The following is a 14,609-nucleotide window of genomic DNA, read 5'->3' as shown; positions in this document are numbered from 1 at the left end:
AGGCTAGCTTTCGAACATTTACGCCACGTTTCCGATCCCGCACCTCGGACGCGTGATCCCGGTTACTCGGTGACGCTTCAGTCATCGGAATGTTCGGCCGATGAAACAACCGTGACCTCGATCGCCCGTTCCCCGGAAGGCCTGGAACTCGGCTATCTGATCCTGCAGGCCGGACGCATGATCCAGAACGCCCTGGACGAGGCGGCAGCCGACGCCGGGATGCCGGCGCTGGACCTGCTGGCGCTGTACGCGCTGGGCGAGCACGACGGCCTGACCGGCGGCGCGCTGGCCCGGCTGCTCTACGTCCAGCAGTCCTCGGTCACCCCACTGGCCGACCGGCTGGAGGCGGCCGGCCTGATCGAACGGGAACGTGACGAGGCGGACCGCCGCCGGGTCTGGCTCTGCCCCACCCCGGAGGGCGAGAAGATGGCCCGGGAGGTCACCGCCAAGGCCCGGGAGGCGGTACGCCACGCGTTCATCCCTCTCTCCCCCGGCGCCGCCACCGCCCTCGCCGCCCTGCTCAGCGACGTCGTCGGCCCCTTGCTCACGGAGATCGTCGGCCCGAAGCAGGTCACCAGAGACGACCCTGCATGAGCAGCGCCCCACGGGCCGCCGACACGTGCGGCTCGTCCCGCCCGGCGGTCCGGGTGGCCAGGTAGATCGTGTTGATCGGCGGGTCCTCGGTGGGGTGCAGGTCGACCAGCGTGCCGGCCCGCAGTTCGTCGGCGACCAGATAGCGGGGCAGCACGGTCGCCCCGATCCCGGCCGCCGCCGCGGCGCGCAGACCCCGCAGATCGGGCACGACGAGCACGGCCCGTTTCGGCGGCGGCGTCCCGAGCACATGCCGCCACCATCGGCGGATGATCGGCAGTTCCTCGGCGTAGGCGAGCAGCGGCGCCGCGGAGAAAGCCAGTCCCGGCGCGCCGACCAGCAGGAATTCCTCGTCGCAGAGCGGTTCGGCGGAGATCCCGCCCCGCCGCGGCCGGATCGCGCTGACCACCAGGTCGAGTCGGCCGGCGGCCAGGTCGGCGAGCAGGTCGTCGGCGAGGCCGAGCTGGACGCGTACCGAGACCCCGGCGGCGATCGTCCCGGCCAGCGCGGGCAGCACCCGGGCGGTCATCAGCTCGGCCGGACCACCCAGGTGCAGAGTGCGGCCGGCCGGCCCGGCGGCGCCGGTCAGCCCGGCAGCCACCGCGGCCAGCGCGTCGAGCGGCCCGTCGAGCCGGCGCGTCAGGTCGTCGGCGGCCGCGGTCGGGGTGACGCCGCGCGCGCCGCGCACGAACAGCGGCTGCCCGATCCGCTCCTCCAGTGCCCGGACCTGCGCGGTGACCGTCGGCTGGGCGAGACCGAGCGCCTCGGCCGCCCGGGTCAGGGTGCCGGCGCGGTGGACGGCCAGGAACGTCTGCAGCAGGTCCAGCGAGATCATGCCATCAGTATTCCGATGGCTCACCCGTGCTGTTGCTCTTGGTGCCCGATGGCTGTGGCGGCGCATGATCGGGGGCATGACGAACCGAATCCTGATCGCCCTCACCAGCCACGGCGACCTCGGCGGCCTCCGCCCGACCGGCTTCTACCTGCCGGAGGCGGCCCACCCGTGGCAGGTCTTCACCGACGCCGGCTACAAGGTCGACCTGGTCAGCGTCGCCGGCGGGGAGCCGCCGGTGGACGGTGTGGACCTCTCCGACCCGGTGCAGCGCGCCTTCACCGAGGACACCACGGTTCAGGAGAAGCTGAAGAACACCCCGCGCTTCGCCGACGTCGAGCAGGCCGACTACGACGCGGTCCTGTTCGCCGGCGGCCACGGCGCGATGTGGGACTTCCCCTCCGACCCGGATCTCGCCGCCTTCGCCCGCGACCTGTACGAGCGCGGCGGCGTGGTGGCCGCCGTCTGCCACGGCCCGGCCGCTCTGATCGGCATCACCCTGTCCGACGGCACTCCGCTGGTCGCCGGGAAGAACGTCGCCGGGTTCACCGACTCCGAGGAGAACGCGGTCGGCCTCACCGAGGTGGTGCCGTTCCTGCTGCAGAGCCGCCTGGAGGGGCTGGGCGCGAAGCACACCGGCGCCGCCGACTGGCAGCCGCACGTGGTCACCGACGGCCGCCTGGTGACCGGTCAGAACCCGGCCTCCTCGACCGGTGTCGCCGAGGCGGTGCTGAAGGTCCTGAAGAGCTGAGGACACTTGGCCTTGCCGAACGGGTCGTTCACGAACGACGATCAGAGTGGAATGTGAGGAGGCTCACCGTGTCCACTCAGAAGATCGTCGTCGGGTTCGACGGCTCTCCGGACGCGCGCAAGGCCGCACGCTGGGCTCTCGACGAGGCCCAGCGCACCGACGCGCCGGTCGAGCTGCTCTATGCGTACGAGTGGCCCACCTATGTGCCCGCGGCGGCGATGATGCCGGCCGCTGCCGTCTACCCCGACGCCGACACGGACGACGCCGTCGGGGACATGCTCGGCAAGGCGATCGCGGCGGCCGGTAAGACGCACCCGTGCGTCCGTGTCGGTGCCCGCGTCGAGCACGGCACGGCCGCGGTGGCGCTGACCCAGCGGGGTGCGGAGGCCGGCCTGCTCGTGGTGGGCGGCCCGCGCCACTCCGGCGTCCGCGCTCTGCTCGGCTCGACCAGCGCCTCGGTGAGCGCGCACGCCCGCTGCCCGGTGGTGGTGGTCCGCGGCGAGCCACGGGCCACCGACCCGGTCGTCGCCGGTGTCAGCGACTCCCCCAATGCCGGCCAGGTGCTCGGTTTCGCTTTCGAGCAGGCGGCCGTACGCGGTGTCCCGCTGCGCGCGGTGCACGGCTTCTCGGTCCCGGACAGCGGACCGGACCTGCTCTGCGAGGCGAACCTGGCGGCCGTGGCCGCGCAGCGCCACCGGCTGGACGAGATCGTCGCCGGCTGGCGCGGACGGTTCCCGCAGGTGCCGGTGACCACCGAGGTGCTGGTCGGCGCGCCGGGCGAGGTCCTCGCCGAGGCGGCCGCCGGGGCCCAGCTGGTGGTCGCCGGCGCCCGGATCCGCCGGGCGTTGCGGGTCGCTCTGCGCCCGTCGATCGGCCGGCACCTGCTGCATCGCGCCCGGTGCAGCATCGCCCTCGTGCACGGCTAGCATCCGATCCCTGGAAAGACTTGGGCAATCTACCGAAATCACCCGGAAATGGCTTCTAGAGTTGGTTGCGCCTATCGACGCCGACGGAGGAAGCCATGCAGCAGGAGAGCAGCCGACCGCCCTTGACCGCCTCTCGTGGTCTGCTGGAGCGGCTGCTCGGCGACCGGAGCCTGCTGATCAAGAGCACCGTGGCGGCGGCCTGCGTCGCCCTGGTCGCCCTGCTGGTCACCGGCGTCGCGCTGAACCGGATGGGTGAGCTGCGCGACGACCTGCGCGACATGAAGGCGAACCACATCGACGGCATGGAACAGATCGCCAACATGCGCACCGCGCTGACCGGCATGTTCCGGGGCATGCTGCTCTTCAACTCGGGCGGCGCACGCAAGGACGACGAGTTGGCGAAGCTCGGCGTACAGGCCACCGAGGCGTCCGACGCACAGATCGAGGCGGCGGTGGCGGGCTACCGCGGGATCGCCGAGGGCTCGGGCGCCGCCGACCGGCTGGAACGCCTGACCGCCTTCTCCGACGCGATGCAGAACTACCGGGCGCTGCGCGACACGATCATCTTCGGCAAGCCGATGGCCGCCGGATACGAGATGCCCGCCGCGGATCAGATCCTCCCGGAGTTCAACCGCGTCGAGACCGCCATGAACGAGGCGATGGACTCGCTGCAGGCGGCCGAGGAGAGCGACGCCGACGCGATGGCCGAGCACGGCGACGACTCCTACCAGAACGCCCGCCTGATCACCCTGCTCGGCCTGGTCATCGGCTTCGTGCTGGCCGCCGTCATCGGCTTCGGCGTGATGCGCCTGATCAAACGGCAGTTGGCCACGGTGTCGGTGGCCCTCAGCGCGGTGGCCGACGGCGACCTCACCGTGCCCGCCGAGGTCCGGTCCCGCGACGAGCTCGGGCAGATGGCCGAGGCCACCAACCGCGCCCGCGACGGCCTGATCACCAGCGTCCGCCAGCTCAACCACGGCGCCGAGGTGCTCGGCGACGTCACCCAGCGGCTGAGCACCATCACCACCCGGCTGGACGCCGAGTCCCGGGAGGCCGCCGAGCAGGCCGGCCTGGTCGCCGGGACCGCCGGCGAGGTCTCGGCCAGCGTGCAGTCGGTCGCGGCCGGCAGCGACCAGATGGGCGCGTCGATCCGGGAGATCTCGGAGAACGCCAACAGCGCCGCCCAGGTCGCCTCGGGCGCGGTCGGCGTCGCTCAGACCACCAACGAAACGGTGGCCAAGCTGGGCACCTCCTCGGAGGAGATCGGCAACGTGGTCAAGGTGATCACGTCGATCGCCGAGCAGACCAACCTCCTGGCGCTCAACGCGACCATCGAGGCGGCCCGGGCGGGCGAGGCGGGCAAGGGTTTCGCGGTGGTCGCGACCGAGGTGAAGGACCTGGCCCAGGAGACCGCGAAGGCCACCGAGGACATCGCGCGCCGGGTCGAGGCGATCCAGGCCGACACGTCCAGCGCGGTGACCGCGATCGCCGAGATCTCCCGGATCATCTCGGAGATCAACGACTACCAGGTCACCATCGCGTCGGCCGTGGAGGAGCAGACCGCCACGACCAACGAGATGAGCCGCAGCATCGGCGAGGCCGCGAACGGCAGTTCGACCATCGCCGGCAACATCAACGCGGTCGCCAGCGCGGCGCACGCCACCACGGCGGCACTCGGCGAGGCTGACGCCTCGGTCAGCGAACTCACCCAGGTGGCCGGCGAACTGCGCGAGGTGGTCCAGCGCTTCAGGGTCTGAAAACCTTGATGACGTACGGGTCTGCGAAAAGTCCCCGCTCTCCCATGCGACCATCAGCCCGGTCGCGGCCCCAGGGCCGCCGCCGGGCTGATGCGCGGGTCAGGAGACCGAGACGGGCAACAACCGCTCGACCCGGCGCAACAGTTCGGCCGGCGAGAACGGCTTGACGAGATAGTCCTCCGCCCCGACCATCCGGCCGAGGTCCACGTCGGACTGACTGCCCCGCCCGCTGATGATGATCACCGGAATGTCCGCCGTCTGCGGCGACGAGTGCAGCTCGTAGCAGAACCCGAGCCCGTCCAGCCCCGGCATCGACACGTCGAGCACGATCAGCTGCGGCCGCTCGTTGACCGCCAGAGCCATCGCCGTCCGCCCGTTGCCGGTGGCCAGCGTCCGGTACCCGGCCATCTGCAGCTTGAACACCACCAGCTCCCGGATGTCCTCGTCATCCTCGGCCACCAGAACGGTGGGCGGCTGCAGAGCCGCCGCCCAGTCGTCCACCGGCCACGACAGCACCCCGGAATCGGCGTCACTGAACGAGATGGTGGTCGGCCCGAGCGGGTTCTGCGGCATGACTGCTCCTCTCCTTGGACCCGCACCAATCGGCCACCCCGCCCCGCGCCGCAGAAACCTTCCGGTGCATCCCGGGTGCATCCGGCCACCCCCGCGCGCCCAGCCAGCCCGCCGCCAGCCTGCCCGCCGCCAGCAAGCCGACGGCCAGCAAGCCCGCCGCCAGCAAGCCCGCGCACCCACCCCGGCCGCCCCCGCAAGCCGTGCCTCCACCGAGCTGTTAGGTTAGGGTTACCTAAACGAGCGTGGAGGCCGATCGTGACCCAGACCGTCGTGCCCACCGAGGCGACCCCGTTCCGGTTCTTCCCGGTGGAGGTCTCCCGGGTGACCCGGCTCAGCCCGAACTTCCTCCGGGTCACCTTCACCGGCGCCGACCTGGACCGTTTCGCGAACAACGGCTGGGACCAGCGGATCAAGCTGATCCCCCCGCTGCCCGGCTCCGGCCACGACCACCTGCCGACCGGCGCGGACTGGTACACGCAGTGGCGCGGCCTGCCCGACGAGCACCGCAACCCGATCCGGACGTACACGGTTCGCGAAGCCCGCCCCCACCTGCGCGAGGTCGACGTCGACATGGTCCTGCACGGCGTGAACGGCCCGGCCTCCCGCTGGGCCGTCGAGGCCCGCCCCGGCTCCACGGCCTGCATCCTCGGCCCGAACGCGGACTTCACCGGCGGCTCGGGCGGCATCGACTTCCACCCGCCGGCCGGCACCCACCGGATCCTGCTCGGCGGCGACGAGACCGCGGTCCCCGCGATCGCCTCGATCCTGGCCGGCCTGCCCGCCGACGCCCGCGGCGAGGCCCTGCTGGAGGTCCCTGAGTCCGCGGACAAGCTGGAGATCGCCGCTCCGCCCGGCTTCCGGGTGACCTGGCTGGCCCGCGACGGCGCCGCCCACGGCACGTACCTGATCCCCGAGATCGAGGCCGCCGCCGCCCGCCTGCTGGGCGACTGCATCACCCCGGCCGACGTCACCCTCGAAGACGTGGACGTCGACGAGGAGATCCTCTGGGAGGTCCCGGACGCCGCCGCCGGCAGCATCGACGGCTTCTACGCCTGGCTGGCCGGCGAGGCCGCGGTGATCAAGACCCTGCGCCGCCACCTGGTGAGCTCCTGTGGCGTGGACCGCCGGGCCGTCGCCTTCATGGGCTACTGGCGCCTGGGCCGCGCCGAGTGCTGACCCCTCACTGACCGATGCCGCGCCGGCTGCCCCGGCGCGGCATCACTTTGTGAACGGAACTCAGCTGGTGGGCGTGACCGTCAGGCGCCCGGTGACCGTCCCCTGGTAGTAGCTGCGGTTGATCGCCGTGCCCGCCGTCTGCAACCGGTTGACCAGCCCGAAGCCGAGCGTCGCCCGGCCGCTGATCGCGCCGGTGCCGGAGTCGATCGCGGCGAACGAGAAGGCGTCCGCGTCACCGCGCCGCTGCCCCAACTGAGCTGGCCCGGCTTGCGTGCCGGCCCACGATCGTACGCATACCGCCACAACAACCCGGAGCGAGGCCGGGAATGCTCAGCTCAGCCCGGTGCGGGCCGATGGTCGGCCCATGATTTCCCGGTACGCCGCCCGCACCGCCGCCTTCGCCGCGGCCTATCTCGCGATCTTCTGGCTCAGCGGGCAGCTCGGCCCGGTCATGCTGCTGACGCCGATCGCGGTCGGCGCCATCTGGCTGGTCGCCCAGACCCGGTACGCCCTGCGCCGGTTCGACGTGATCGCCCTGGCCACCACGAGCATGGTCGCCGGCACCCTCGACGGCGCCGGCCTGCTCCAGACCTTCACCATCGGCGTGTGGGCGGTCGTGCCCGCCCTGTTCTTCGCGATGCTGCTGGAACGCTGGCTGCCCGGCTACTGGCTGGGCCACGGCGACCGCTTCCGCCGCACCCGCGCCTCGTTCGGCCGCCTGGCCGGCGCGGCGGCGCTCACCGCGGTAGCCGGCCTGACCATCCAGGAGCTCATCCTGCCCGGCACCGGCCTGCTGCACGCCGCGTTCCAGCTGCTCCGCGACACCGCCATCATCGTGCTGCTGACCCTGGCCACCCGAGCCGTACGCCGTACCCGCCAACCCCGCACCCACCGCGGCGGCCTCTCCGTGGTCCGCTGACCCCGGGGAAGCCGCATCACCGCCGCGGCGTTGTACCGGACATGGAACCGCGCATCATCTCCTGTCCCGCGTGCGGCCGGCGCAACCGAGTCCCCGCCACCGCGAAGGGCACCCCGTCCTGTGGCGCCTGCCAGGCCGCTCTGCCATGGATCGTCGACGCCGACGACCGGACGTTCCGCTCGATCGCCGACGAATCGTCCACCCCGGTCCTCGTCGACCTCTGGGCTCCGTGGTGCGGACCCTGCCGCATGGTCGGGCCCGCGCTCGAGAAGGTGGCCACCGACCTGGCCGGCCGGGTCAAACTGGTGAAGGTCAACGTCGACACCGCCCCCGCCCTGTCCCGCCGCTTCACCGTGCAGGCAGTGCCCACGCTGCTGCTGATCCGCGACGGCCGGGTCGTCGCCCAGCAGTCCGGAGCCGCTCCGGCGCCGGTGCTGCGCCGCTGGGTGGAGCAGGAACTCGCCCTGACGGTCTGACTCCGGGGAGATCTTCGCCATAGCGACTGTCCGCAGTTCGGGACAGCCGTAACAACTAGATGGATATCGCCGGAAAGATCGACGCGCAAATCGATCGACCAGTGAGAGAATCACCGGCTTGAGATCACCAGTAACCCCTGGACGCAGGAAACGGGGAAGGCAGCCGGCATGACCATCTATGGACGATCCGCGCGACTGTTGCGCCGCTACGGGCCGTGGACTCTCGTGGTGACCGCGGCCACTGTCGCCGCCGCCTACGGGGTCAATCAGTCGTTGCCGGCCGACTACCGGTCCGAGGCGACCGTGCTTGTCGAGGCACGTGTCGCCGCCGGCACCACCCCGGTCCAGCCGAACCTGGACACCGAACGCGCCGTCGCCCTCTCCGAGGCCGTCGTGCTGCCCGCCGCCCAGCGGATCGGCATGAGCGCGAGCGCCATGCTCGACGGCTTCGAGGTCGAGGTCGTGCCGGGCGCCGACGTGCTGACCTTCGTCTACTCGGCGAACAACCAGTTCAGCGCACAGGTGCGGACCCGGGCGCTGGTCGAGGCGTACCTCGACTATCGCAAGGCCGGGACGGTGGCCACGCCGACGCTGATCAGCCCGGCGAGCCTTCCGTCGGAGCCGGACACCCGTCCGCTCGTACCCGATCTGGCTGCCGGGCTGGTGGTCGGTCTGCTGCTCGGCGCCGGCACCGCCCTGCTGCGCTCGCTGACCCGCAGCAAGATCCGCAGCCGGGAGGACTTCGAGCGGCTCTCCAAGGCGACCGTGCTCGCCACCGTGCCGCGGACCAAGCGCCCGGCCGGCACCGCCACCGGCCTGCCGGTGGTGCTCCGCCAGCCCGGTTCGCCGGCCGCCGAGTCCTACCGCTACCTGCGGACCCGCCTGCAGCCGGTGTTGCGCCCGACCAGCGCGACCACGCTGCTCGTGACCAGCGCCACCGACCGGGACGGGCGGACCACGGTCGCCGCCAACCTGGCCGTGGTCCTGGCCCAGGCCGGCCGCTCGGTCGTGCTGATCGACGCCGACCTGCGCCGCCCGGTGCTGCACAACGTCTTCCAGGTTCCCGGCGAGTACGGCCTGACCACCCTCCTCGACGGCGACGCCACCGTCTCGGAGGTGCTGGAGGACACCTCGGTGCCGCGGCTGCGTCTGCTGCCCGCCGGCCACCGCAACGGCGAGCACGTCGACCTGCTGGAGAGCCCGCAGCTGGCCCGGGTGCTGCGTGCCGTGCAGAAGCACTGCGACGTCGTCATCCTCGACTCGGCCGCGGTGCTCAGCGCCTCCGACGCGATCGCGCTCGCCACGCTGAGCGACCAGGTTCTGCTGGTCGGCGACTTCCGGCACACCAAGCGGGGTTCGGTGCAGCGGGCCATGGCCGAGCTGGCCGAGGTCGTCGAGGACAACGTCAGCGCCGTGCTGCTCAACGTGCCGAAGAGCGCGGGTGGACTGGCCCCGCACGCGCGCGAGCTCTCCGGCGCCTCCCCGTCGAAGCTGCTGTACGGCCAGCCCAACGGGCGCCTCAAGGCGGACGCCGAGGACGTGGCGCCGCCCGGTATCACCTCGCACCTCTACATCGAGGCGGAGGAGGAGGACGACGAGCCCGAGGAGCAGGTGCAGGAGGAGCAGGCCCGCCCGGTGGTGCCGGTGATCTACGGCGCGCCGGTTACGCCTACGGTCTACAGCTCTTCCGCGGCACAGCCGTCCGCCGCCGCGGCCGTGCTGGAGGAGCCGACCGCCCTGCAGCCGATCATCGAGGAGCCCGCGGCCCGCGTCGAGGAGCCTTCAACGCACGTCGAGGAGCCCACGGCCCTCATCGAAGAGCCTTCAACGCACGTCGAGGAGCCCACGGCGTACATCGAAGAACCCGCGACGCACGTCGATGAGCCCACAGCGCACCTCGAGGAGCCCACGGCGCTCATCGAAGAGCCCTCGGAGATCGTCGAAGAGCCTTCGACGCTCCTCGTCGAGGAGCGGGAGTCTGAGCCGGATGACACCGACGAAGAGGACACCAAGATCACCGGCAGCGAGCCCGAGGTGATCCACTCGCGCAGCTGACCCGTCGTCCTGTCAAGTCATGGACAACGGCGGGCACGGAGTCCGATTAGCGTCACTCCTGGAGCGTGAATGAACCGCATCACATGGTTGGTCGCCGGCATACGAGGGGCATAGACGGCATAAGCCCAGCCAGCCCATCCCCGGAGAGGTGAGCGATGACCACGAACCAGACGAGCACGATCGGCACAACGCCCGACCAGCTGCAGGAGGAGGACTCCCAGTCCCGCGCCCGTCAGGCAGTCACCACAGCCGGCGGCACCGTCCGCCGCAACCCGAAATCAGCGACGGCCGGTGTCCTGGCCTTGGCCGCAGCCGCCGCGGCCGCGGTCTTCCTGGGCCGGAAGCGAGCAGCGAAGTCCCGCCCACGCCGCCGCTTGTCCAGGCTGCTGCACCGCTAGCTCCGGCGGCCGGCTGAGCGACGGCCGGTTCCGCTCTCAGCCGGCCGGGTCGCCGGTCGGGGCCCGCCCCCGACCGGCGATCCGGCTTTGTCAGGTCCGCTCCCCCGTGATGTAGTCCGCCAACGTGCTCCGCTCGGTCTCCAACTCGTCGATCCGGTTCTTGACCACGTCGCCGATGCTGACGACCCCCCGGAGCGCGCCGTCGACCACCACCGGCACGTGCCGGAACCGCCGCTCGGTCATCAACCGCTCGACGTCCTCGAGCTGCGCCTCCGGCGTCACCGTCCGCACCTGCGTCGTCTGAATGGCGCTGACAGCTTCGGTCAGCACCCCGGCACCGCGCGCGGCAAGCGCCCGCACGATGTCCCGCTCACTGACGATCCCGTCCACCACCGAACCGTCGCGCGACACCACCACCGCGCCGATCCGATGCTGTGCGAGAACGGTCAGCAGACCTTCCACTGGGGTGTCCGGAGGCACCGTGACAACCTGCTCACCCTTGACCCGGAGAATGTCACTGATCCGCATCGTTCCTCCTCGGAGTCGGCCGCGTACCCCACCTCTATGCCGAACCCACAAGCTCCTGTCAAGAAAACCACCGCAGATGTACGCCTACACCTCATCGAAACCCAGCTACGCCGCCCCCGGCTCCGCCGCTACCGCCGGTACCGTCACCGTCCATGAAGCCCGACCTCAGTGACCGCCAACTGACCGCCATCGCCGAGGTGCTCGACGTAGCGGCAAGGATCAAAACCCCCCTGTGGCTCCGGGGCGGCTGGGCGATGGACTTCTTCCTCGGCGAGGTGACCCGCCCGCACACCGACATCGACTGGTTCGTCCCCCACACCGACGCCCCGCGTCTCGCCACCGCCTTGATCGACCGCGGCTACACCCTGGAACCCGAACCGCCGTCCCACACCCAGCAGCTGGACCTGTCCCGCGACGACATCGAACACAGCTTCGCCCTGGTCGCCCACGACTCCGCCGGCCACCCGGTGGTAGCCGGCGGCCCCTGGGCCGGCGCCCCGTGGCCGAAAGACATGTTGGACGGACCGTCCCCGATCCTCGCCGGCATCCGCTGCCCGGTCGTCTCCCCACAGGCTCAGATAGAGATAAAGAAGATGATGCCGATCTGGGTCCCCGGCCGCCCCCGCCGCCCGAAGGACGCCGCAGACATCGCCCGACTCGAACAGGCGCTCGCCGGATAAAAAACGCCCACCCGAAAGCCCGCCTCAGCCCCTCATCTAATCCACAAATGCAGAAAGGCCCACCCCGGTCGGGGTGGGCCTTTCTGTCACGTTGAGTCCGGCGGCGTCCTACTCTCCCACACCCTCCCGAGTGCAGTACCATCGGCGCTGGCGGGCTTAGCTACCGGGTTCGGAATGTAACCGGGCGTTTCCCCACCGCTATGACCACCGAAACAACCATCAGCGTGGAACAAACCAGCAACCCGGGCCGACCTTTAGAGGCCGAACTACCGGGGTGGTTGTTCGTTTGCTGTGAATCACACAGTGGACGCAAGCGCAAAGTATTAGGTGGTTAAGCCCTCGGCCTATTAGTACCGGTCAACTCAACACGTTACCGTGCTTACATTTCCGGCCTATCAACCCAGTCGTCTAGCTGGGAGCCTTACCCACTCAAGGTGGTGGGATACCTCATCTCGAAGCGAGCTTCCCGCTTAGATGCTTTCAGCGGTTATCCCTTCCGAACGTAGCCAACCAGCCGTGCCCTTGGCAGAACAACTGGCACACCAGAGGTTCGTCCGTCCCGGTCCTCTCGTACTAGGGACAGCCCTTCTCAAGTATCCAACGCGCACGGCGGATAGGGACCGAACTGTCTCACGACGTTCTAAACCCAGCTCGCGTACCGCTTTAATGGGCGAACAGCCCAACCCTTGGGACCTGCTACAGCCCCAGGATGCGACGAGCCGACATCGAGGTGCCAAACCATCCCGTCGATATGGACTCTTGGGGAAGATCAGCCTGTTATCCCCGGGGTACCTTTTATCCGTTGAGCGACACCGCTTCCACACGCAAGTGCCGGATCACTAGTCCCGACTTTCGTCCCTGCTCGACCCGTCAGTCTCACAGTCAAGCTCCCTTGTGCACTTACACTCAACACCTGATTGCCAACCAGGCTGAGGGAACCTTTGGGCGCCTCCGTTACCCTTTAGGAGGCAACCGCCCCAGTTAAACTACCCACCAGACACTGTCCCTCGACCCGATCAGGGCCGCAAGTTAGATACCCAAACCCAACAGAGTGGTATTTCAACAACGCCTCCACCCGAACTGGCGTCCGAGCTTCACCGGCTCCCACCTATCCTACACAATTAAATTCAGATACCAATGTCAAGCTATAGTAAAGGTCCCGGGGTCTTTCCGTCCTGCCGCGCGTAACGAGCATCTTTACTCGTACTGCAATTTCGCCGGGCCTGTGGTTGAGACAGTGGGGAAGTCGTTACGCCATTCGTGCAGGTCGGAACTTACCCGACAAGGAATTTCGCTACCTTAGGATGGTTATAGTTACCACCGCCGTTTACTGGCGCTTAAGTTCTCCGCTTCGCCCCGAAGAGCTAACAGGTCCCCTTAACGTTCCAGCACCGGGCAGGCGTCAGTCCATATACATCGTCTTACGACTTGGCATGGACCTGTGTTTTTAGTAAACAGTCGCTTCCCCCTGCTCTCTGCGGCCATACCACGCTCCACCCGCACGGGGCTTCACGCGTCCGGCCCCCCTTCTCCCTAAGTTACGGGGGCAATTTGCCGAGTTCCTTAACCACAGTTCACCCGTCGCCTCGGTATTCTCTACCTGACCACCTGTGTCGGTTTAGGGTACGGGCCGCTCGGAACATCGCTAGAGGCTTTTCTCGGCAGCATAGGATCAATGACTTCACCAGAACGGCTCGGCATCACGTCTCAGCCTATATGCGCCACGGATTTGCCTATGGCACGGCCTACACGCTTACCCCGGCACAACCACCGGCCGGGATCATCTACCTTCCTGCGTCACCCCATCACTAAACTACTACCCACCAGGGTCCTGGTCTCCATACCCTTGGTCCGAAGACCGCCGGCACTTCAAGCAGTTAGCACAGTGAGGTTCGTCTTGGGCGCTCCTTTGCGGGTACGGGAATATCAACCCGTTATCCATCGACTACGCCTCTCGGCCTCGCCTTAGGCCCCGACTCACCCAGGGCGGATTAGCCTGGCCCTGGAACCCTTGGTCATCCGGCGGAAGGGGTTCTCACCCTTCATTCGCTACTCATGCCTGCATTCTCACTCGTGTCACCTCCACGGCTGGATCACTCCGCCGCTTCCCCGGTGACACGACGCTCCCCTACCCATCCACACACCTGCACAACACCCTCAAGGAGTGAAGCGAAGTTAATGTGTGAATGCCACAGCTTCGGCGGTGTGCTTGAGCCCCGCTACATTGTCGGCGCGGAACCACTTGACCAGTGAGCTATTACGCACTCTTTAAAGGGTGGCTGCTTCTAAGCCAACCTCCTGGTTGTCCATGCGATCCCACATCCTTTTCCACTTAGCACACGCTTAGGGGCCTTAGCTGGCGATCTGGGCTGTTTCCCTCTCGACTACGAAGCTTATCCCCCGCAGTCTCACTGCCGCGCTCTCACTTACCGGCATTCGGAGTTTGGCTGATTTCAGTAAGCTTGTAGGCCCCCTAGACCATCCAGTGCTCTACCTCCGGCAAGAAACACACGACGCTGCACCTAAATGCATTTCGGGGAGAACCAGCTATCACGGAGTTTGATTGGCCTTTCACCCCTAACCACAGGTCATCCCCCAACTTTTCAACGTTGGTGGGTTCGGTCCTCCACGCAGTCTTACCCACGCTTCAACCTGCCCATGGCTAGATCACTCCGCTTCGGGTCTAGAACATGCGACTAAAAACGCCCTATTAAGACTCGCTTTCGCTACGGCTACCCCACACGGGTTAACCTCGCCACATGCCACTAACTCGCAGGCTCATTCTTCAAAAGGCACGCCATCACCCCAAAAGGCTCTGACGGATTGTAGGCGAACGGTTTCAGGTACTATTTCACTCCCCTCCCGGGGTACTTTTCACCATTCCCTCACGGTACTTGTCCGCTATCGGTCACCAGGAAGTATTCAGCCTTACCAGGTGGTCCTGGCA

General features: G+C 68.4%; 14 protein-coding genes and 2 rRNA genes (1 of these 16 only partly in view). 10 read left to right on the top strand and 6 right to left on the bottom strand.

What is annotated here, in order from left to right:
- The first annotated feature begins 111 nt into the window (after positions 1-111).
- Positions 112-594 carry a MarR family winged helix-turn-helix transcriptional regulator gene (locus tag OHA21_RS02150; protein WP_328469556.1) on the top strand — a complete coding sequence of 161 codons (483 nt, stop codon included), beginning with the start codon at positions 112-114 and terminating at the stop codon, positions 592-594.
- Here OHA21_RS02150 and OHA21_RS02145 read toward each other — a convergent pair.
- Positions 572-1,426 (bottom strand): LysR family transcriptional regulator, encoded by an 855-nt coding sequence (locus OHA21_RS02145; protein WP_328469554.1) that lies wholly within the window; start codon positions 1,424-1,426, stop codon positions 572-574. The genes OHA21_RS02150 and OHA21_RS02145 overlap by 23 nt on opposite strands.
- A gap of 76 nt (positions 1,427-1,502) precedes the next feature.
- Here OHA21_RS02145 and OHA21_RS02140 point away from each other — a divergent pair, with 76 nt between their 5' ends.
- The 3 genes from OHA21_RS02140 to OHA21_RS02130 all read left to right on the top strand — a co-directional run bounded on the left by OHA21_RS02140 (position 1,503) and on the right by OHA21_RS02130 (position 4,857).
- On the top strand, positions 1,503-2,174 hold the full coding sequence (locus OHA21_RS02140; protein ID WP_328469552.1) for a type 1 glutamine amidotransferase domain-containing protein: 672 nt from the start codon (positions 1,503-1,505) through the stop codon (positions 2,172-2,174).
- A gap of 68 nt (positions 2,175-2,242) precedes the next feature.
- Complete coding sequence (locus tag OHA21_RS02135; RefSeq protein ID WP_328469550.1) at positions 2,243-3,100, top strand: universal stress protein; 858 nt, start codon at positions 2,243-2,245, stop codon at positions 3,098-3,100.
- 95 nt (positions 3,101-3,195) lie between these two features.
- A complete protein-coding gene (locus OHA21_RS02130; protein WP_328469548.1) occupies positions 3,196-4,857 on the top strand; it encodes a methyl-accepting chemotaxis protein in 1,662 nt (553 codons plus the stop codon).
- A gap of 99 nt (positions 4,858-4,956) precedes the next feature.
- Here OHA21_RS02130 and OHA21_RS02125 read toward each other — a convergent pair whose 3' ends face one another.
- Positions 4,957-5,430, bottom strand: a complete 474-nt coding sequence (locus OHA21_RS02125; RefSeq protein ID WP_328469546.1) for a response regulator transcription factor — start codon at positions 5,428-5,430, stop codon at positions 4,957-4,959.
- Between the two features lie 255 nt (positions 5,431-5,685).
- Here OHA21_RS02125 and OHA21_RS02120 point away from each other — a divergent pair, with 255 nt between their 5' ends.
- Positions 5,686-6,606, top strand: coding sequence for a siderophore-interacting protein (locus tag OHA21_RS02120; protein WP_328469544.1), 921 nt, complete (start codon positions 5,686-5,688; stop codon positions 6,604-6,606).
- A 60-nt stretch (positions 6,607-6,666) separates the two neighbouring features.
- Here OHA21_RS02120 and OHA21_RS02115 read toward each other — a convergent pair whose 3' ends face one another.
- Positions 6,667-6,858 carry a hypothetical protein gene (locus tag OHA21_RS02115; RefSeq protein WP_328469542.1) on the bottom strand — a complete coding sequence of 64 codons (192 nt, stop codon included), beginning with the start codon at positions 6,856-6,858 and terminating at the stop codon, positions 6,667-6,669.
- A 112-nt stretch (positions 6,859-6,970) separates the two neighbouring features.
- Here OHA21_RS02115 and OHA21_RS02110 point away from each other — a divergent pair, with 112 nt between their 5' ends.
- The 4 genes from OHA21_RS02110 to OHA21_RS02095 all read left to right on the top strand — a co-directional run bounded on the left by OHA21_RS02110 (position 6,971) and on the right by OHA21_RS02095 (position 10,454).
- Positions 6,971-7,525: a hypothetical protein gene (locus tag OHA21_RS02110; RefSeq protein ID WP_328469540.1), complete on the top strand. Its 555-nt coding sequence runs from the start codon at positions 6,971-6,973 to the stop codon at positions 7,523-7,525.
- A gap of 41 nt (positions 7,526-7,566) precedes the next feature.
- Positions 7,567-8,001 carry a thioredoxin gene (gene trxA, locus OHA21_RS02105; protein WP_328469538.1) on the top strand — a complete coding sequence of 145 codons (435 nt, stop codon included), beginning with the start codon at positions 7,567-7,569 and terminating at the stop codon, positions 7,999-8,001.
- A 168-nt stretch (positions 8,002-8,169) separates the two neighbouring features.
- Entirely contained in the window at positions 8,170-10,056 is a 1,887-nt protein-coding gene (locus tag OHA21_RS02100) for a polysaccharide biosynthesis tyrosine autokinase (protein WP_328469536.1), read from the top strand.
- Between the two features lie 155 nt (positions 10,057-10,211).
- Positions 10,212-10,454, top strand: a complete 243-nt coding sequence (locus tag OHA21_RS02095) for a hypothetical protein (RefSeq protein WP_328469534.1) — start codon at positions 10,212-10,214, stop codon at positions 10,452-10,454.
- Positions 10,455-10,544: 90 nt separating this feature from the next.
- On the opposite strand, the gene OHA21_RS02090 is transcribed toward OHA21_RS02095, so the two are convergent.
- A complete protein-coding gene (locus tag OHA21_RS02090; RefSeq protein WP_328469532.1) occupies positions 10,545-10,982 on the bottom strand; it encodes a CBS domain-containing protein in 438 nt (145 codons plus the stop codon).
- Between the two features lie 152 nt (positions 10,983-11,134).
- Between OHA21_RS02090 and OHA21_RS02085 the strand changes: the two genes are divergently transcribed.
- Complete coding sequence (locus OHA21_RS02085; protein ID WP_328469530.1) at positions 11,135-11,662, top strand: nucleotidyltransferase domain-containing protein; 528 nt, start codon at positions 11,135-11,137, stop codon at positions 11,660-11,662.
- A gap of 95 nt (positions 11,663-11,757) precedes the next feature.
- Here OHA21_RS02085 and rrf read toward each other — a convergent pair.
- Together rrf and OHA21_RS02075 are read right to left on the bottom strand one after the other, a co-directional pair.
- Positions 11,758-11,874 (bottom strand): 5S ribosomal RNA (gene rrf / locus OHA21_RS02080).
- A 115-nt stretch (positions 11,875-11,989) separates the two neighbouring features.
- Positions 11,990-14,609 (bottom strand): 23S ribosomal RNA (locus tag OHA21_RS02075) (it continues 490 nt past the right edge of the window).

This window comes from Actinoplanes sp. NBC_00393 (genome assembly GCF_036053395.1).
Lineage (GTDB): Bacteria > Actinomycetota > Actinomycetes > Mycobacteriales > Micromonosporaceae > Actinoplanes.
The sequence above is the reverse complement of the archived record's forward strand: the minus strand, read 5'-3'. Positions and strand labels throughout refer to the sequence as shown.